The organism is Pseudomonas sp. GD04019 (genome assembly GCF_029837695.1).
Lineage (GTDB): Bacteria > Pseudomonadota > Gammaproteobacteria > Pseudomonadales > Pseudomonadaceae > Aquipseudomonas.
This window is the reverse complement of sequence record NZ_JAOEEA010000006.1, coordinates 288,376-306,562: the sequence shown is the minus strand read 5'-3', so window position 1 is coordinate 306,562 and position 18,187 is coordinate 288,376. Positions and strand designations below refer to the sequence as shown.

At 66.2% G+C, this 18,187-nt stretch carries 21 protein-coding genes; 8 read left to right on the top strand and 13 right to left on the bottom strand.

All coding sequences use genetic code 11. The features are described 5' to 3' along the window. The 4 genes from N7607_RS12235 to N7607_RS12220 form a co-directional block, all read right to left on the bottom strand. A partial coding sequence (locus N7607_RS12235) for a PepSY domain-containing protein (protein ID WP_279924024.1) occupies positions 1-1,338 on the bottom strand: 1,338 nt, incomplete at its 3' end. A 57-nt stretch (positions 1,339-1,395) separates the two neighbouring features. Then, the gene (locus N7607_RS12230; RefSeq protein WP_279865734.1) at positions 1,396-1,758 is read right to left on the bottom strand and encodes a DUF2946 family protein; all 363 of its coding nucleotides are present in this window, start codon (positions 1,756-1,758) and stop codon (positions 1,396-1,398) included. 62 nt (positions 1,759-1,820) lie between these two features. Then, positions 1,821-3,062 carry a hypothetical protein gene (locus N7607_RS12225; RefSeq protein ID WP_279865735.1) on the bottom strand — a complete coding sequence of 414 codons (1,242 nt, stop codon included), beginning with the start codon at positions 3,060-3,062 and terminating at the stop codon, positions 1,821-1,823. Between the two features lie 8 nt (positions 3,063-3,070). After that, positions 3,071-3,601 carry a zf-TFIIB domain-containing protein gene (locus tag N7607_RS12220; protein WP_279865736.1) on the bottom strand — a complete coding sequence of 177 codons (531 nt, stop codon included), beginning with the start codon at positions 3,599-3,601 and terminating at the stop codon, positions 3,071-3,073. A 127-nt stretch (positions 3,602-3,728) separates the two neighbouring features. Between N7607_RS12220 and N7607_RS12215 the strand changes: the two genes are divergently transcribed. After that, the gene (locus N7607_RS12215) at positions 3,729-4,133 is read left to right on the top strand and encodes a DUF3301 domain-containing protein (RefSeq protein ID WP_279865737.1); all 405 of its coding nucleotides are present in this window, start codon (positions 3,729-3,731) and stop codon (positions 4,131-4,133) included. Here N7607_RS12215 and N7607_RS12210 read toward each other — a convergent pair. The 3 genes from N7607_RS12210 to N7607_RS12200 are packed head-to-tail and all read right to left on the bottom strand — an operon-like array spanning position 4,115 to position 6,239. Continuing rightward, a complete protein-coding gene (locus tag N7607_RS12210) occupies positions 4,115-4,501 on the bottom strand; it encodes a hypothetical protein (protein WP_279865738.1) in 387 nt (128 codons plus the stop codon). The two genes, N7607_RS12215 and N7607_RS12210, sit on opposite strands and share 19 nt — an antisense overlap. 1 nt (position 4,502) lies before the next feature. Further along, a complete protein-coding gene (locus N7607_RS12205) occupies positions 4,503-5,384 on the bottom strand; it encodes an alpha/beta hydrolase (protein ID WP_279865739.1) in 882 nt (293 codons plus the stop codon). Positions 5,385-5,438: 54 nt separating this feature from the next. After that, positions 5,439-6,239, bottom strand: coding sequence for an alpha/beta hydrolase (locus tag N7607_RS12200; RefSeq protein ID WP_279865740.1), 801 nt, complete (start codon positions 6,237-6,239; stop codon positions 5,439-5,441). A gap of 179 nt (positions 6,240-6,418) precedes the next feature. On the opposite strand from N7607_RS12200, the gene N7607_RS12195 reads away from it, so the two are divergent. After that, a complete protein-coding gene (locus tag N7607_RS12195) occupies positions 6,419-7,039 on the top strand; it encodes a TetR/AcrR family transcriptional regulator (RefSeq protein ID WP_279865741.1) in 621 nt (206 codons plus the stop codon). A gap of 23 nt (positions 7,040-7,062) precedes the next feature. Here the strand turns inward: N7607_RS12195 and N7607_RS12190 are convergent, their stop codons facing one another. Both N7607_RS12190 and N7607_RS12185 read right to left on the bottom strand, forming a co-directional pair. Continuing rightward, the gene (locus N7607_RS12190) at positions 7,063-8,415 is read right to left on the bottom strand and encodes a DUF1329 domain-containing protein (protein WP_279865742.1); all 1,353 of its coding nucleotides are present in this window, start codon (positions 8,413-8,415) and stop codon (positions 7,063-7,065) included. A gap of 11 nt (positions 8,416-8,426) precedes the next feature. After that, positions 8,427-10,187, bottom strand: a complete 1,761-nt coding sequence (locus tag N7607_RS12185) for a DUF1302 domain-containing protein (protein WP_279865743.1) — start codon at positions 10,185-10,187, stop codon at positions 8,427-8,429. Positions 10,188-10,411: 224 nt separating this feature from the next. Between N7607_RS12185 and N7607_RS12180 the strand changes: the two genes are divergently transcribed. The 5 genes from N7607_RS12180 (at position 10,412) to N7607_RS12160 (ending at position 13,075) form a co-directional block, all read left to right on the top strand. After that, positions 10,412-11,263, top strand: coding sequence for an alpha/beta hydrolase-fold protein (locus N7607_RS12180; RefSeq protein WP_279865744.1), 852 nt, complete (start codon positions 10,412-10,414; stop codon positions 11,261-11,263). Positions 11,264-11,429: 166 nt separating this feature from the next. Continuing rightward, positions 11,430-12,266, top strand: a complete 837-nt coding sequence (locus tag N7607_RS12175) for a plasmid partitioning protein (protein ID WP_279865745.1) — start codon at positions 11,430-11,432, stop codon at positions 12,264-12,266. A gap of 81 nt (positions 12,267-12,347) precedes the next feature. Beyond that, a complete protein-coding gene (locus N7607_RS12170) occupies positions 12,348-12,602 on the top strand; it encodes a hypothetical protein (protein WP_279865746.1) in 255 nt (84 codons plus the stop codon). A 114-nt stretch (positions 12,603-12,716) separates the two neighbouring features. Next, on the top strand, positions 12,717-12,845 hold the full coding sequence (locus tag N7607_RS12165; RefSeq protein ID WP_279865747.1) for a hypothetical protein: 129 nt from the start codon (positions 12,717-12,719) through the stop codon (positions 12,843-12,845). A 23-nt stretch (positions 12,846-12,868) separates the two neighbouring features. After that, positions 12,869-13,075 (top strand): hypothetical protein, encoded by a 207-nt coding sequence (locus N7607_RS12160; RefSeq protein WP_279865748.1) that lies wholly within the window; start codon positions 12,869-12,871, stop codon positions 13,073-13,075. Here the strand turns inward: N7607_RS12160 and N7607_RS12155 are convergent. Further along, positions 13,068-14,033, bottom strand: coding sequence for a CobW-like GTP-binding protein (locus N7607_RS12155; protein WP_279865749.1), 966 nt, complete (start codon positions 14,031-14,033; stop codon positions 13,068-13,070). The genes N7607_RS12160 and N7607_RS12155 overlap by 8 nt on opposite strands. A 70-nt stretch (positions 14,034-14,103) precedes the next feature. On the opposite strand from N7607_RS12155, the gene N7607_RS12150 reads away from it, so the two are divergent. Further along, complete coding sequence (locus N7607_RS12150) at positions 14,104-14,457, top strand: NADH:ubiquinone oxidoreductase (RefSeq protein WP_279865750.1); 354 nt, start codon at positions 14,104-14,106, stop codon at positions 14,455-14,457. A 53-nt stretch (positions 14,458-14,510) separates the two neighbouring features. On the opposite strand, the gene N7607_RS12145 is transcribed toward N7607_RS12150, so the two are convergent. The 3 genes from N7607_RS12145 to N7607_RS12135 all read right to left on the bottom strand — a co-directional run bounded on the left by N7607_RS12145 (position 14,511) and on the right by N7607_RS12135 (position 17,731). Then, positions 14,511-16,433 (bottom strand): DUF2207 domain-containing protein, encoded by a 1,923-nt coding sequence (locus tag N7607_RS12145; RefSeq protein WP_279865751.1) that lies wholly within the window; start codon positions 16,431-16,433, stop codon positions 14,511-14,513. A 2-nt stretch (positions 16,434-16,435) separates the two neighbouring features. After that, a complete protein-coding gene (locus N7607_RS12140; protein WP_279865752.1) occupies positions 16,436-17,002 on the bottom strand; it encodes a LemA family protein in 567 nt (188 codons plus the stop codon). Positions 17,003-17,224: 222 nt separating this feature from the next. Then, positions 17,225-17,731, bottom strand: a complete 507-nt coding sequence (locus N7607_RS12135) for a DUF3617 domain-containing protein (RefSeq protein WP_279865753.1) — start codon at positions 17,729-17,731, stop codon at positions 17,225-17,227. Positions 17,732-18,187: the final 456 nt, after the last annotated feature.

Sequence of the window (18,187 nt, the reverse complement as noted above, 5' to 3'; positions counted from 1 at the left end):
CTGGCCGAGCCAGTCCAGCAGCAGCGCCAACAGCAGCGACGCCCCCACCAGGGGGAACAGCAGGCCGAGGCCGAACATGATCGCCACCCCGCCCTTCCACAACGGCAGGTCGTGACGCAGTGGCGGCACGCCGATGCGACCCTGGGGCCGACGCTTCCACCACATCACCAGGCCACTGATCGAGCCGAGCAGAATCAGCAGGCACACGGCGAGCATCAGCAACTGGTTGGCCAGGCCGAACATCTTGCCCTCGTGCAGCATCGCGCCGCTTTCCACCGCTCGCGCCACCAGGCCGTAGTCGGCCCAGCGCAGATCGGCCAGGACCTTGCCGCTGTACTGGTCCAGGTGCAGGGTGGCGTCGTTGCGCGGGTCGTTGGCGAAGATGGCGACGGTGAACACGCCCTTGTCGTCCGCCGGGAAGGTCACGCTGTAGCCCGGCTGCACGGCGAGGCGGCTGGCGGTGTCGACCACCTTCTGCAGACCAATGCGCGCGGCCGCGGCCGGCGCGGCGGCCGGAGCATGGCCGTTGTGCGCGGCATGCGGGTCTGACTGCGGCAGCGGGGTATTTTCCACCGCCCAGGCCACAGTCTGGTCGGCCGCCGTATTGAGGCTGCGCGCCTGCAGGTCGGACTGCGGCACCGCATCCCACATGGCCGCCGGGAAGTGGTTCCAGGCACCGGCGAACTGCGCGCCCCAGAAGCCGGTCCAGGTCATGCCGGTGAGCAGCATGAACAGCAGCACGGCGCTGCCCCAGAACCCGGTCACCGCATGCAGGTCGCGCCACAGCAGGCGCCCGCGCGCCGACAGGCGCGGCCACAGCACACCGGCGCCGCCCTGTCCGCGCGGCCACCAGAGGTACAGGCCGGACACCACCAGGACGATGCCCCAGCCGGCCGCCAGCTCGATCAGGCGGTCGCCGAGCGGGCCGATCAGCAGCTCGCCGTGCAGGGCGCGGGCGATGGCCTGCAGGTTTTTCTCCGCGTCCTGCTGGCCAAGCAGCGCGCCGCTGTAGGGGTCGAGGAACAGGTTGGTCTTGCGCCCGTCGAGCTGGGCGACGAACTGCGCGCTGCTCTCGGCGGATGCCGGCGGCAGGTACTGGCTGACCTGGGCCTGGGGCAGCGCCTGCTGCAGGCGCGCCAGCTGCTGGTCGGCGGACAGCGGGGTGCCAGCAGGCTGCACCTGGAGCAGCTCGGCGTACATCAGCTGGTCCAGCTGCGGCTTGAACAGATAGACGATGCCGGTCAGCGCCAGCAGGATCATGAAGGGAATGACGAACAGGCCGGCGTAGAAGTGCCAGCGCCAGGCCAGGTTGTAGAAGGAAACCTTGGGCTTGCTCACGAGGGATGCTCCGCTATGGTCGAATCGAAGGGCTCTGCGGCCCCTGTCGGTAAACGATCAGGCGAAGGCGTGCGGGGGCGCCCGTGGCGGCGCGTCGTGCGGGGTAACGGACTGCTGCAGGACGCTGGATAGGGCTGGCAGCGGAGCGACGGCCGCGAACACCGTGGCCCCCTGCAGGCCATGCAGCAGACCGGTCAGCGCCGGGCTGGTCAGCAGCAGGGTGCAATAGCCGCACTGGGCCCAGGGCGGTGCGTCGTGTGGCAGCTGGTCATGCCCGCCCTCGCCGCAGGCCATCTCGCTCAGCCAGGCGGGCGCGGCGGCCGCGGCCAGGCTCTGCGAGAACAGCGGCGCGGCCAGCAGCAGAAACATGGCCAGCAGGGCCAGGCGCGCGATGCTCTGTAGGTGGCGGGTCGACGGCAAGGACGGCTATCCGTTTCGGCAAAGGAAGGGGCGCCAGCGCGCCCCGGGTGCAAGCATAGCCGCTATTGCGAGGGCGGCGCAGGCCAGGGCAGGCAGCGCACGCCCCGCTCGTCCTTCAGCGGGCCGGTGAAGCAGTATGCCTGGCGCTTGGCGTCCCACTTCGCGCGCTGGCCGGGTCGGTAGGGATTATCTGCCTCCGGTACCGCCTGGCCGAGGGCGTTGAACAAGGCCAGCTTGGCATCAAGGTCGTGCAGGCGCGCCAGGTATTTGTTGAAGTCGGGCATGGCGACACTGCCGAGTATCGTGCCCACTGGATTGCGCGCCCGACGCCAAAGGCTCGGCGCGCTGCGCGACGGCACTCTCACCGTGCGGACGAAGGCCGCAGTATCCAGCCGCGAATTGGCAGCCACTTGCTGGTAATCCGACAGCATGTCGTTGACCGTCATATGCGGCTTGTACATCAAGAGCAGCCGCCATTTGGGTGCAGCCGCAGTCTCCGGGCTGTCCACCAGAGTCAGCAGCCCGGAGCCCACCAGGGCGAACTCGCGCTGCATGGGCGCCTCCAGCGAACGCTCGGCCTCGCTCAGCGGCGCCTGGGCAGCTGGCGCCGACACCAGACCGGCATGCTGTAGCGCGGCGATGGTGTCCAGGTCGCGGCCCAGCTGATTCACCAGCATCATCTTGAGGATCAGATTGTCGGCCCTCGCCAGCCATGCGCGCAGCTGGCGCACGTCCTGCTGCAGGATGGCCAATGCCTCGTCGCCGCGCTCGTCCAGGGCCAGCGCCAGGGCCTGGGCGCCACGCAACCGGTTGGCGCGGTCCAGGGTGGTGAAGTTGGCCAGCGGCTCGTCCATGCTCGGCTGGCTCAGGGTGCGGTAGTCATTCAGCGCCAGCAGGCGCTCGTAACGCCGCAACAACTCGCCGTGACGATTCAGCAGCTCGGCCAGCGCCGCGCGATCCTGACGCAGCTGCTCCAGGCAGCCCGCTTCGCCGAGGGCGCAGAGTTCCTTGCCAGGCAACTCGATGCGCTCGCCGCCAGCAGAAACCATCTGATCGTATGGACCATGCTCGGCGCGCCAATGCCGATGCGCCTGCACCAGCTGCCGACCGACCGTCTGCGGGTCCTGGCCGACGGGCGCATCCAGGCCCAGCAGCTGGTAGTAGGCCGCGCTGTCGGCGGGGGCCGCCGGTTCATCCAGCCAGGCCTTGGCCTGCGGATTCAGCGGTTCGTCCTGCCACCACAACCAGGCGCCCGCACCCAGCACCAGCACGATGCCGAGCAGGATCTTCTGCCACTTCTTCATCGCCAACCTCACTCGTGACCGATGTAATGCAGCAGCTCGCGGCGCTGCGGATGGTCCTTGAGCCAGGCACGGACCTCGTCGGCACGGGCCACGGCCTCGGCGCCGGCCAGGCGGGTGAAACGTTCGCGGCGGGCTTGTTCGGCGCTTTCCTGGCGCACCCGGCGCTGCCAGGCCTCGCTGAAGATCGCCGGCATCTTGCGGCTCAGCTCCAGGGCCTTCAGCAGCTGCCACTCGCCGCCATCCAGCCAGGCCTCGTCGCAGGAGGTGCACAGGTCCAGGCGATTGCCGCGGGTGCCGCTGATCTGGAACTTGCTCATCAGCTTGGCGCACTTCGGGCAGGTCAGCGCCTGCGGCGTTTCGCTCGCCGGCTCGGCCTGCAGCTCGCCCTCCGCCTCGTTGTGCGGGGTACGCTCGGCCCAGTCGCGGTAGTACAGCAGCGCCACCAGGGCGCCGGAGCACTGCTCGCAGCCGTGGGCCAGCAGGCCGTCGTCGAGCTTGGTCGGTTTGAGTTGCGAGTCGCGGCAGGCGGGGCAATGCATGGAAAGTCCTTTTCTCGATGATGAAGCGTTGGCGCGACCCTATCCAAGAAGCTCGGCCGGCTCAAGCGCGGGCTGAGCGCGGCGTCACGGATCGGTTAAGCTTGGGCCTGTGACTGCCGGAGCCCCCATGATCGATCTGCTGGATGTGCTGTTGCTGATGCTGTTCGCTACCGCCTGCGCCTGGTTGTGGCGCGGCCATGGCATTCGCGAGCGCGCGCTGGCCCTGGCCAAGCAGCACTGCGCCAAGCTGGATATCGAGCTGCTCGACGGCAACGTCGCCTTCCGTCGCCTGGCCCTGGTCCGCGATGCCCGCGGCCAGCGCCGGGTGGCGCGCATCTACGATTTCGAGTTCACCGTCACCGGCGAACAGCGCCTGACCGGCAGCATCAGCATGTATGGCCGCCAGTTCGGCGGTATCGAGCTGCAGGCACATCCGTTTCAGGCCCCGCCCCCGCTGGACGACAAGGTGATCCAGCTCGACGACTGGCGGCGCAGCCACCCGCGTCCGGACGATCAGCGCCGGGTCGACTGAGCCTCGCCCTGCAGCTCCCGCAGGCACAGCAGCACCTGCTGCCACTCCGGCTCGGCCGCGTAGGTCATCGGCTTGCGCAACAGGCGGCAGCGCCAGCGATGCCAGCGGCGGTTGCGCCGTTGCTGATTCCTGCGGCAACCGGCGCTCAGCCACACCGGATCGAAGCCGCTCCAGACACCCGCCGTGACCCAGTGGTTGCCCCACAGCAGCGGCGCGACTTCCTGCAGGTAGATGGCCTGCAGCTCGGCCAGCGGCAGGTCGCTGGCGTGCAGCACGTCGGCGATATGGCGGTGGTCGTGTTCGTCCAGCTGGTTGTCCAGCCACAGCTCCGACAGCGACAGCCACACATCCTCGCGGCTGGCGCCCATCTCAGGCCTCGGACTGCAGGAAGGCCAGCACCCGGGCGGCGGTATCGGCGGGATGCTCCTGCATGAAGCAGTGCCCGCCAGGCACCTCGGCGATGCTCACCGCCGGATTCAGTCCGCTGAGCCGCTTGGCCGACTGGCCGACGAAGGGATAGGTCCTGCTGCCGTACAGCAGCAGGGTCGGCGTGCCGATCTTGCCGAGCGACGGCCACAGGCGCTTGGGGAAGGAGCTGAAGATATCCACTTCGCGGCTCGGCCGGCATTTCAACTCCACGCCGCCCTCCACCGCCTCCTTCAGCGCATGATCGACATAGGCCTGCAGCGCCGGGTCGGTCCAGCCGCGGAAGATGCCGCGGCCCTGCAGCAGGGCGAAGGCATTGGCGCGGTCCGGCCAGTGGCGACGGCGCGCCGCCGACTTCTGCGCCATGACATTGCGCCGGTGCAGGCCGACCAGCTCGGACAGCGCCATCACGCCCATCATCGCCTTGCTGAACAACACCGGGTCGAGCAGCGCGGCACGCTGGAACAGCTGCGGATGGCGCGCCAGGATCAGGCTGGTCAGCACCCCGCCGAAGCTATGGCCGAGGGCGAAGCGCGGCACCTCGCCGAAGATCCCACGGCCGGCCTCGAAAGCCTCCACCGCCAGCTCGGCGCTGCGGTTCCAGCCATGGAAGCGGCCACCGTGCTCGGTGTCGCCATGGCCCTGCACATCGCACAGCCACAGGTCGAAGTGTTCGGCCAGGTCGGCTAGCATCGGCTCGTAGGTGCGCCCGCAGAAGCCATTGCCATGCAGGAAGTGCAGCAACGGCTTGCCAGACGGCGCGCTGTGCCAGCCGGTGAGGGTGAAGCCGGCAGAAGTGGGATGGGACCAGGGAAGCAATTGCATAGAAAAAGCCGCAGCGGAAAACTGCGGCCAGTGTAGCGGCGCGGCGCGGGCGAGTCAGGCCGGCAAAGGTGCCGAATGCTCGGCGATAAAGGCCTGCAATAGCCGATTCAGCTGCTGCGGCTGGTCCAGCGGGGTGGCGTGGCCGGAGTCCTCGATCACCTCCAGGCGCGCGTTGCGCAACTGGCCCAGGTAGGCGCGCTTGTACTCCAATGGGGTGTAGTCGCGGTCGCCGCTGATCACCAGCAGCGGCACGTCCACCTGCCCTGCCGCCGGCAGCGCCGACCAGCCGGGAATGGCGCGCATCACATGTAGGTAGGAGGTGCGGTCGTTGCTTGCCAGACGCTCGGCGACCAGCTCGCGCAGGGCCTGCTGTTCCGGCTTGGGGAACAGCTTGCCAGCCAGCATCCGCGCCAGCGCCGGCAGGCCGAGCAGACGCACCAGACCCAGGCGCAACCAGATCTGCCCGCGCACCTTCCAGGAGTCGACGGGGAAGCTCGGCGCACTGTTGATCACCACCGCGGCGCGCACCAGCTCGGGCTGCTCGGCCAGCAGCTGGAAGCTCAGCATGCCACCCATGGAGATGCCCACCAGGATGCACGGCTCGATCTGCACGGCGCGGATGAAGTCGGCGATATCGCCGGCCAGCTCGGCCATGCTCACCGGGGCCCGCAGCGGCTCGCTCTGGCCATGACCGCGCACGTCCATGGCGATCACCTCGCAATGCTGCGCCAGGTGCTCGATCTGCGGCTGCCAGTCGAGCAGTGAAGAGCCCAGTCCATGCAACAGCAGTACGGGCGCACCCTGGCCCTGGCGGATATAGGCGAAACGGCCATTGGGCAAGTTCAGATAGTTCATGGAAAGTTCTTCCCTACATTATTCACTGACAATAACCAAGCCTTGCCACATACACTTCGGCAATGAATTAAGTTGCTCGGCCGGATAACTTTCTGACGCTCGCTTATTGCGCTCTTGCGTTATTTGCCTTGCCCTGGCAAACCCCCTAGAATCGACCTGCGCCGTATCGAGAATTGATCATGTACAGCATTGCCAGTCCCACCCAGGCACGCAGCAAGAAGGCTCTGGAACGCTTCCTGAACGTCGCTGCCGATCTGCTGGCCAATAACCATTTCGAAGAAACCGGCATCTCCCAGATTGCCCAACTGGCCGAGTCCTCGGTCGGCACCTTCTACCGTCTGCTCGGCGACAAGGACGTACTGCTGTACGCCGTGCACGAGCGCTTCGTCGAACAGAGTCGCGCCGCCGTCGACGCCCTGGTGGCGGACCTGACGCGCCAGCCGCTGCCGCTGGATGCCCAGGTGGAGGCCTTCATCCGCGGCGTGGTGCGCCTGTTCGAGGGCAGCGAAGGCCTGCTCCGCGCGCTGATCAGGCGCAGCTCCATGGACCCCCAGTTCCGCGAGCGTTTCCACCAGCTCAATGCCTACATCGGCCAGGCCTTCGGCCGTATCGTGCTGGGCCATCGCGACAGCCTGCGGCACCCCGCCGCGGAACAGGCCGCCGACCTCAGCGCCCATCTGCTGCTCTCCGGGCTGAACTACTTCACCATGGTCGGCAGCCTCGGCGTGACCCCGCGGGAAGTTCTCCCGGCAGAACTTTCCCGGCTGGTCTGCAACTACCTGCAAGTTACGCAAAGTTAAACTCGCTTATATATCCGTCTAACTTAGCGACGACTGTCGCGGCGTAATTGCGCCGGGGTGAAGTCGGTCGGCTTCAGGGCGATATCGAACTGATCCGCCGGTTCTTCATTGGACAATATGCCGATCACATAACGGCCGCCGATCAGGTCATATACGGCGTCGCCCTTGGTCCATACCAGCGGCTGGTCGTACAGGTTGATGGTGTAGGACTCGCCAAGCCGCCACAGGTTGTCGCGGTTGTCGTAGTGGTCCACCACCAGGATCTGGTAGCTGTCCTCGTCGAAGTACATGTCGCGCTGCTTGTACTGGTGGCGCTGGCCGGCCTTAAGGGTGGCGCGCACGTGCCAGACGCGGTGCAGCTCGTAGCGCAGCAGGTCCGGATTGACATGGCCAGGCTTGACGATGTCGCTGTACTTGTTGGTCTTGGCGGCGAAACGGTAGCTGTTGTAGGGCACATACAGCTCCTGCTTGCCCACCAGTTGCCAGTCGTACTTGTCCGGCGCACCGGAGAACATGTCGAAGTTGTCGGTGGTGCGCATGCCCTCGGAGGCGGTGCCGGGCGAGTCATAGGCCACGTTCGGCGTGCGCCGCACGCGGCGCTGGCCGGCGGCATAGAGCCAGGCCAGGCGCGGCTCCTTGACCTGGTTGACGGTCTCGTGGACCAGCAGCTCGGTGCCGGCCAGGCGTGCGGGCGCCAGAACCGACTGACGGAAATAGAACAGCACGTTGCCGTTGTCCTTGGCGTAGTCGCCGGCGTCCTGGTTGAACAGGAACAGATCCTCGATCTGGGTCATGAAATAGTCGCCGCTGGCATGCGGTACCGCCTGGGCGTAGTAGCGCTTGACGCTGTCGCCGCGGTAACGCACCAGGTGGTTCCACAGCACTTCCAGGGCCGACTGCGGAATCGGGAACGGCGTGGCGGTATGGAAATCCGCGATGCCGTTGCCGTTCTCGATCAGCTTGGCGCTGGTGGCGTTGCCCTTGATCGCCGCGTACACCTTGTCCGGGTAGGAGGCCGAGCGGCGGCTCGGGTAGACGTTGAGCTTCCAGCTCGCGGAGTAGCGCTTGAGCATGGCCAGCTGACCGGGGCTGAGGTTGGCTCGGTACTGCTCGGCGTTGGCGGCGCTGATGCTGAACAGCGGCTGGTCGGCGGCGTAGGGGTCCTTGTAGCCGGCCTTGGCATCGAAGGCGGCGCTGTCGCGGGCCAGGCCGCCGTCCCAGGCGGGGATGGTGCCTGCCGCATTGCCGGCCTTCTCCGCGCCCAGCGGGGTGAGGTCCTGGCCGAGGCGAGCGGCCTGGTCGGCGCCGACCTGGGCCAGGGCCGGTGCGGCGGCCAGCAGGGCGGTGGCCAGCAGGGTGATTCTCAGGCGATGCATGGCGTTCCCTCTCAGAAGCTGTATTTGACATTGAAGGTCAGGTAGTCGCGGTCGGTGCGCTTGTTGGAGATGCCACCGCCGCTGTAGCCGACGTACTTGGCGCCGACGGTCAGGGACTCCTGGTAGATCGCGTCGAGGCCCACCGACCAGCTCTGCGCCTCCTCGTCCAAGCCGTTGGTGAGCTGGGGCGCCACGCCGTTGATGCTGTACTGGTAGCCGAGGCTGGGCACCAGGTTCACCAGGTTGAACACGTTGGTGTAGGTCAGCTGCAGGCTGGCCTGGGCGCCATAGGCGCTGCTGGTGGCCTCGTAGTAGTCGACGTCGGACTCCAGGCCCTGCACACGGCTGGCCACCAGTTCGGAGAACAGCGCGGCCGAGTCCGAGCCGAGCAGGCCGTTGAAGTTGTAGATGGCGGCCAGCGAGGCCTGGAACATGTCCTTCTCGCGGTAGCCGTCGATGTGGGTTCCGGTCGGCAAGCCCTGGGGATTGAGCAGGGCGATCGGCAAGTACTCGTTGAGGCCGAGGGCGATCGGCGTGTCCGGCCGGTAGCTCAGCTCGCCGGCCAGTGACAGGCCGTTGAAGATGCTGTCGCCGCCGACCGAGGTGTTGAAGCTGATGCCGAACAGGTCGCGCTTCTCCAGGTACTCGGCGTAGTAGCGCGAGCTGCTGGCGTCGGGCAACGCACCGACTACCGGCAGGATCACCGGCTGGCCGACGGTGAGGCCGATCATCGGTACCTGCATGTTGTAGCGCAGATAGTAGAAACCCAGTTCGGTGTCGTTCAGCTCCGGCACGTACCAGCGCAGGGCCAGGCCGTACTGGGCCGAATCGTCACCGTCGATGTCCTGGGCGCGCGGGATGAAGGTGGTGGGGATATAGGAGCGCAGCAGGCCATTGACCAGCCCAGGGCCGAGGCTGTCGGCCCAAGCCTGGGCCGCCGCCGGGTTGTCGAAGGCCATCGCCTCGCCGACCCGGCCGGTGATCTGCTCCTGCAGCGGCGCGGCGGACAGGTATTCGCAGTCCTCGCCGAGCGGATCAAGGGTGGAGAAGTAGGTGCCGCAGGGGTCGATCTTCGAGGCTTCCCAGGCCTTGCCCGGCTGCCAGTAGCCCTCCACCGTGAGGTTGTCGCGCAGCTCGTAGGAGCCGTAGACCATGAAGGTCGGCATGTAGGCTTCCTTCACTTCCGAGCCGGGCGCGCGCAGGGCGTTGATGTCCACCGGATTCGTCGTGCCGATGCCGTTCTGATAGAACAGCCCCTCGCCCCAGTTGATCACCTGGCGCCCCAGGCGGGCGTTGAGGTCGCGCTCGCCCACCGTCCAGCTGCCGTAGACGAAGGCATCCAGCAGATCGATGCTGGAGCCGGCCTCGTCCAGGCCGCCGTCGCTGATCTCGCGGTGGCGACGGTCGTCGTCTTCCAGCTCGAAGTCGTAAAAGGCGCGGCCGCGGATGAATACGCCGTGGCGCTCCTGGTAACGCAGGTCCATCTCCGAGACGATCTTGGCCATCTGCGAGAACAGGTCGCCCTTGCGGAAGTTCAGGTTGCCGTCGTCGGAGTTGATCAGCCCCGAGCTGCTGCCGCTGCCGCCATTGGCGCGGGCGATCAGCTTGTCGTCCTGGCCCTCCAGGCGGTAGCTGACACCGTAGGAAACGGTGGTATCGAGCGAGGTGGTCCAGTCGCCCGAACGCATCTGAAACGCCTGCGCCAGCCCGATGGGCAGCGCGCCGAGCAATGCCAGGCCGGCGACCGCCAGGCCTCTTCCTTGATGTGCCACGATGACCTCCAGCTGTTGTTTTTATCGGAATCGGAACATCGGTTCCGATGCAAGATAGACTCCAAGCAGCAATCTGGCAAGGCGGCGAACGATATTTTCCCGCCGCATATGTGGATATTTAGCGCCGCCACCCATCGTTTGCCGGGAATTTGGCGACAATTAGTCCTGATGTTGCCGACATCTATGCGTCTACTCCGATGTGCTATCGATAGCAGGAGTAGTCCATGCCTACTGCCCAAAGCCCGCTCGCCCTCGGCATCATTCTTCTGGCGCTTGCCAGTCTTTCCACCCCGTCCCAGGCAGCCTCGCGCTGCACATCCGTACGCGCCAGCGCCACTCAAGTAGCCAGCGTCACCTGCATCGCCCAGACGACATGGATCGCCTCCGGTGCCAAAGGCCAGCGCAAGGTGGTGTTCCAGGTACCGGACGGCACCGCGCCCGCCGCAGGCTGGCCGGTTGCTCTGCTGTTCCATGGCTCGCTGGTGCGGGTCAACAACTTCAGCTACAGCGCCGACATGCCCTTCGGCGGTTACTACCAGGGTCTGCTTATCCGCGCGCTACTGGACAATGGCTACGCGGTGATAGCGCCCAATGCCCTGACCGCGACCGACGCCTGGCAGACCAATGCCCCCGAGTACGCCGGCAACTACGCGCAGAGCAATGACCAGCTGTTCTTCAATAATCTGTTCGCCGCCATGAGCTCCGGCCGCTTCGGCAAGCTGGACCCGGCCCGCTGGTACGCCGCGGGCATCTCCAGTGGCGGCTACAACACCAGCCGCATGGCCGTTTCCTTCCCCGGTCGCTTCAAGGCACTGGCCATTCAGTCGGCCTCCTATGCCACCTGCGTCGGTGCTCGCTGCCAGATACCGCAGAGGCTGCCGGCTGACCACCCGCCTACCCTGTTCGTCCACGGCATGGCCGACCGCGTGGTGCCCTGGAGCAGCATGCAGCCGTACCACGATCGCCTGCTCTACCAGGGCATCGGAACGGCCCTACACAGCGAAGTCAGCGGCGGCCATGAGTGGTTCGCCGCCTCTCCCGGCAAGATTCTCGACTGGTTCAAACGCCACCCTTGATTTCTCCGGCCCCGTCCGAGTGGGCGGGGCATCTCGAGCTCGCCACATTCCCCTCGCCCGTCGTTACTACCGCATCGTTCGTGGCATCGGAGCACTTTACAGAATCGGAATTCCTGTTTCTATTTGAGAGGCGGTGTCCCTGACAACAACGACGGAGATCACTCCCATGATCGCTTTCCGCACCCTGCTTTGCTGCCTGCTTTTGCTCTTCACATTGCCTGCCGCGATGGCCGATTCGCGCTGCAGTGAACGACCCAAGTCGCTGCTGCTGCCGGCCAAGATCAGCTGTAGCCACCAGACCACCTGGATCGACTCCGGCGTGGTTGGCGCCCGCCAGGTGATCTACCAGACGCCGCTGGGCACCCCGCCGAGTGGCGGCTGGCCGGTGGTATTGGTCTACCAGGGCTCGTTCTTCCCGCTGGACAACTTCATCTACTACAGCAACCAGTCGTTCGGTGGTTACTACGAGGGCAAGCTGGTGCGCACCCTGCTGGACAACGGCTACGCGGTGATCGCCCCCAGCGCACCGGCCGATCTGTTCTGGCAGACCAACATCCCCGGCCTGGCCCAGGCCTACGAACTGAGCACCGACTATGACTTCCTCGACAATGTGCTGGACGCCATCGCCGCCGGCCACTTCGGCCCGCTCGATGCACAGCGCCAGTACGCCACCGGCATCTCCAGCGGCGGCTACAACACCAGTCGCATGGCGGTGTCCTTCCCTGGCAGGTTCCGTGCCCTGGCCATCCAGTCCGGCTCCTATGCCACCTGCAGCGGGCCACTGTGCGTAATGCCGAATGATCTGCCGGCCGATCATCCGCCAACCCTATTCCTGCACGGTTTCGTCGATGCTGTGGTGCCCTGGTGGAGCATGGACCTGTACTACGACCGCCTGCTCCAGCAAGGCGTAGAGACGGCTCGGCATACCGAGGTGCTGGGTGGTCATGAGTGGTTCGCCGCCTCCCCGGGCAAGATTCTCGCCTGGTTCAACGCCCATCCCTGACCGGAAAAAATGCCTACGGCATCACACAATGGCGTTCTGCTACCATCGAGCTCGGCCGCCCGGCGGCCGGACCGATCCACCGTGGACAAGGACCACGTCTTGCAAAACCTGCGTACCTCCGACAACGGCAATTACATCGACTTTCTCCGCGAGCGGCTCAACGCACAGGGCATCGAGGCCATCGCCTGCGACCTGGGCGATGAAGCGCGCGGGCACCGCTATGCCCTGCTGCTGCCGCACGACGGCGATGCGCCGTGGGCCTGGCAGCTGCTCCAACAAGCACCCGGCGAACGGGACTACTGCCAACTACATAGCGAAGCCGAAAGCATCGCTTGAGTACGCTTACCTAACCCTGCTCCCGACACCCGCCGACCGACGGACTGTCCTCCTCCGGCCACTTGCCAAGGCAACGGCAGCGCGCGAGGATCACCGCCTCGCAAGGAGGCGCCGATGTTCTATCTGCTGGATTCACCCGACCTCGGTTTTCTCGAATGCCTGCACGAGCTGTTTCTCGCCAGAGGCCTGCAGATCCTGGTCACCGAGCAGGGCAACCTGCCCGACGGCCGCCCCGCTATGTGATGCAAGGCGTAGAGGCACTGGATATGGAGGCCATCCGTACCCTGCTCTACCGTGATCGGTTCTTTCCAGCCTGCCTGCCATCTCCCTACCAAGAACAGTTGCTCGTGCTGCGCCAGGAACCCCTGCAGACGCTGCACGCCGCACTGATCTCGCCACAAGCCTTCAGAGTTTCTGCCTTCGCCCTGGCCCTACTGCTGCTCGGCCTGATCACCGAGCGCTGGCTCAGCTGAGCCGGCAGGCGGCCAGACCTGAGCGCAGTGCGGCTTCGTCCTGGGGACCAGCGAATATCAGCTCCAACCGCGAATCCTTGCGCCACTCGCTGGCCTGCCAGTGCGGCGCCTCGCCATCCAGCGCATTGGCCGACAGCCAGCCGGCATTGCTGTGCAGCACCAGCTTGGCGCGGCGCCAGGGCATCCCGGCCAGCCAGGTCTGCACACGCATCAGCTCGAACAGCTGGGATGGATGGAAGCGCCAGCCGATGCTCCAGCCCTCGGCCTGCTCCTGTACCTGGCAGATCGGCTGGCGCGCATCGCTCCAGACCTGCGCCAGCGGCGCCCTGCCCTGCGGCACGCCCATGCCCTCGCCCGCCGGCCCGGTCTGCGCGGCGCTGCCGGGCAGCTCGGCGAAGTCCAGCACGCCCTGACTGATCCAGCGCAACGGCCGCGCCGGCAACTGCGCCTGCAGGCGTGCACGCGTCGACTCGTCCAATGTCTCGGCCTTGTTCAGCAGCAGCAGGCCGGCCAGCTCCAGCGTTTGCTGTTGGCTGTCGGGCAAAGGCTGACCTGCCGCCAGGGCCGCCGCGTCCAGCACCAGCACCGCCGGTTGCAGCGCCAGCACCCCGCGCCAGGGTGCCTCACCCAGCTGGCGCAGCAACTCGGCCGGATGACCGAGTCCGGAGGGCTCGATCAGCAGTCGATCCGGCCTGGCCTGGCGCAGCAGACGGCCGAGGCCGACCTGAAAGGGCGCACCACCCACGCAGCACAGGCAGCCGCCGGGGATCTCGGCCAGGCTGACGCCGTCCTGGTCACTGGTCAGCAGGGCCTGGTCCAGGCCGATCTGGCCGAATTCGTTGATCAGCACCGCCCAGCGCTCGGCCGCCGGCTTGTGGGCCAGCAGGTGGCGGATCAGGCTGGTCTTGCCGGCGCCCAGGGGGCCGGCGATCAGATGGGTGGGGATGTTGGCGAGCATGGGCCTATGGTGCGGTTTCACGCCGCGCCGGGAAAGGCTAAAGTCGCCGCTTTGTTCGAGGAGAGAGACGATGCGCGTGATTGCCGCCCTGTTGCTGCTGGGCCTGACGGGCCAGGCCTGGGCCGAAGCCTGCGTGGTGCACAGCCAAGGCAAGCAGGTGGAAGTGAAGCTCTGCCAGCAGAACCGCAGCATCCCCGCCAACCTGTTCCGCACCGGCTTCTGCGCCCCGCAGTTGCAAGGGCAGAAGGTCGAGGTCAGCTTCGTCGAGCAGTGCCCCAGCGGCGCCTTCGGCGAATGTCGCAACGCCAAGGTCCAGGGCACGCCTTACCAGCAGGACATCCACTACTACGGCGTGGCCAGCGACGCCCGCTACCTCAAGCCGGCCTGCGAACAGCAGAGCAAGGGCGTGTGGATGGATCGCTGACTGCGCGACATGAATGGGTTTCACGTGGAACCCATTCCAACATGCGACTAGTTCTACCAGCCGCCGCCTCCCCCGCCGCCGCTACCACCTCCGGACGAACCGCCGCCCGACGAGCCACCGCTGGACGAAGATGAGGCCGGCGGCGTGGATGCGCTGGCACTGGCGCTGACCAGGCTGGACGCCAGGGCGCTGCCGAAGGTGGATGGTGAGTTGAAGCTGTTGCTCGCCTGATACCAGCCCGGCCGATACGCGACCGAGTTGTCGAGCAACCCCGCCTCCAGCGCCGCGGCAAAGCGCGCACTCCACTGTTCCTCCACACCCAGCGCCATGGCATAGGGCAGGTGCCGCTCATACAGCTCGATGCTCATGGCCGGCGCCTCGCCGGCACGCTCCAGCACATCGCGCTCGGCCAGCTGCAGATAGTCGCGATAGCCGGCCAGTGCATCCTGCAGTTGCTGACCCTTCACCGAAGGCGCCTCCAGCCAGCGATAGAACAGCGCCACCACCAGCACATAGGCAAACAGCAGAATCGCCACCGGCACCGACGTGGTGGACAGCAGCATCCACAGGCCGATCGGCACCGGCCAGCCGAACATCAGCGCGACCAGGCCCAGGCCGATCCTCTTGCCCCAACTCGACTGGCGCGCTGCCATCACCAGGATCACGACCGTGGGCACGCCGAAGCCCAGGCTGAACGCCAGGCCCCCGATGGCCAGGCCCCACTGCTCTTCGCCCTGCAGCCCAGTCAACACGCCGAGCAGGATGCCCGGCACGGCCAGGGCCAGGCCGGTGGCCCAGGCGCCGCGGTTGTTGGCGTGCCACAGGCGGCCATGGGTAGCCAGGCCGTCGACCATGCGCGCCTTCATCTCGGCCAGGCGCGGCTGGTACTTACTGCCCAGCTCCAGCGGTGCATCACCCTTGCTGGCCGGGAACAGCAGACGCAGCCACTCGATCTCGCCGACGCGCGCCGACTCGATCGGCGTCTTGCCGCGCTGCAGGATGAAACCGTCGGCGCGTGGTCGATCCTCCAGACGAATCAGCCCACGAATCGCCCAGTCGGTGAAGCACACGCCCAGGGCACGCGCTTCGTCGAAAACCCCGCGAAAACCGCGATGCCAGAGATAGCCGACCTGGGTTGGGCTGAGATCGTCCGGCGCCTCGAAGTGCACCATGTGCAAGCCCTTGCGCGGATCGCGGCCGACGCGCCGCCAGGTGCGCAGGTAGTAGACCAGCAGTGCGATCCAGAGCAGCCCGCCCAGGGCAACGCCAGCGTTATCGAACAGCAGGCGCAGGGTACGTTGCAGCAGGCTCGGTCGCTCGACCAGGCCACTCGGCCAATCGACGGCCAGGGTGAAACCCTGCCGCGGCGGCAGTGCCGCAGTGGTTTCCAGGTGCAGGAAGCCATCAACGCGCGCCACCTCCCGGTAGCCCTGGCCCTGCTCGCCACTGGCGCCGGTGTAGCCGTACACGCTGTCGACCCGCGCACCAGGCGGCAGCTGCACCCGCACCGAGGCGTGCAGGATCGGGAAACTCCAGGCATCACCGGTGACGTTCCAGTACAGCTCGTCCTCGCCTGGCCGCTGCAGCAGCTGCGGGTCGACCCGATAGCTCAGCTCGTAGCGGTAACGTCCTGGCTGCAGATAGTGATCGGCCGAGCCCAGGTAGAAGCGCTGATAGGCGCCGATGCTCTCGCGATGCACCTGCTCCGGCGCGTCATCGCGGGTGGCGCTGAAGCTCTCGATCGGCGTCTTGCGCAGCAGGCCGCCAGGCAGGCGATAGATCACCGGGATATCGCGGTAGATGCCGCGCTGGATCTGGTCGCCCTCGGCCTGCACCACGATGCGCTCGACCACGTCGAGCATGCCGTCGCGGCCGACCCGCAGCTCCACGGCGAAATCCTCGATCACCTCCTGCGCCAGGCTCATGCCGGGCAACAGGCAGCACAACAGCAAGAGCAGCTTGAGCCGTCCCGGCATGGTCAGAACTCCATCTTCGGCGACTGGCCGTCGCGCGGGTCTTCCAGGGTGAAGTAGTCGGCGCAGCGGAAGCCGAAGGCGCCGGCCAGCAGGTTGCTCGGCACCGACTCGACCAGCACGTTGAGTTCGCGCACGGCGCCGTTGTAGTAACGACGGGCCATCTGGATATGGTCCTCGACCTCGCTGAGGTTGCGCTGCAGATCGAGGAAAACCGCGTCGGCCTTGAGCTCGGGATAGTTCTCGGCGACGGCGAACACGCGCAGCAGCGAGGAGGACAGCTGCCCCTCGAACGCGGCGCGGCTGGCGGCGCTCTCGCCCTCGTGGGCCCGGGCTTCACCGCGGCGGCTGGTCAGCTCCTCCAGGGTGTCGCGCTCGTGGGTCATGTAGGCGCGCAGGCAGGCGACCAGCTGCGGGATCAGGCTGGAGCGGCGCTTGAGCTGCACGTCGATGCCGCTCCAGGCCTCGGCCACCCGCGCACGGTTGAATACCAGACGGTTGTAGAGATGGATGCCGACCAGCAGCACCAGCACGCTGACCGCACCGAACAACCACCATCCGATTACCTGCATTCCTTCGCCCTCGGCCCTGACTGAAGCGGCAGTGTAACCGCAGTGCCGCGCCGGGCGCCGCCGATTGCGCCACAGGCGATCAGAGCCTGTTTACGATCTTTTGAGCTAGAGCCAGGCAAGGCGAAATGGGGCGAGGGTGCGGAGTTTACGAGCGGTAAATGAGCAACCCGAGCCCCATTTCAACGCAGCCTGGCCGACGATCAAGAGATCGTAGGTAGGTTCTTAGCGGGCGGGCAGGCCTCCGCAATCCTCGCCAACCCAGCGCGCCTGGCTGTTCATGGTGCTGTCGCGGCCGTCATAGACGCCCTTCACCGTGGTGGTAAAGGCCGTGTCGCTGGCGAAACGGGTCTCACCCTCGCCCTGGCCGTTGGGGCAGCTGAAGCGGAACTTCCACAGCTCGGCGCTGCGCTCGGTGATCTCGTGGGTGCAGCCCGAGTTGGGGTCCTGCAGGGGGATGTTCTGGCCCTTGGCGCTGGCCTCGCTGAGGCACAGCTGCACACCACCGCCGCTGCCCATCTGCACGCCCTTCTGCTTGAGCATCTGCTCCATCATCTGCCGCTGTTCGGCCGGCATGTTCTGCATCTGCGCGAGCAGCTCCTGCATGTCCGGCATCGCCTGGCCACCGCTCTGCACCTGGTTGGTGAACTCCCATAGGCCCGGGCGCAGCTCGGCCCATGCCAATGCCGGCAACAGACACAAGCCCAACGACAGGGTGCGGATGATGGACATGGCCCGGTTCCTCGCAACGGTGGCTGACCCAGCCAGCTTAGGTCAGCCCGACCGCTTTGGCGCCGATGCGGCAGGCGGAAGCGGGTCACGTTTTCGCCCAGTCAGGGGCCAGAATTTGCCGCGCGAGTTCACAGAAGCGAACTTATAAACCCTGCCAAGTGTGAAGCAGAGCAAAGTTACCGGTAAGCATTTTCTTACAGGGAAAGTTGCACTTTCCCATATATATGAATACGTACTCATAACAACTTTTAATTGGCGCCAAAACAGCTAGCCGCTCTGCCGACGAACAACTTCCAGCAATCTTCCCGCTTGTCTAACGCTTCACATTTTCCGCCTTGCCCACCTCCCATCCTGGGGCTAGGATGCCCACCGCATAAGGACGCTGTGCAAGTAGTTGCGCAAAGAGCTGCGCAGAAAGTTGCACACATGGACCAAGCAACCGCTTGCTTCTCATAT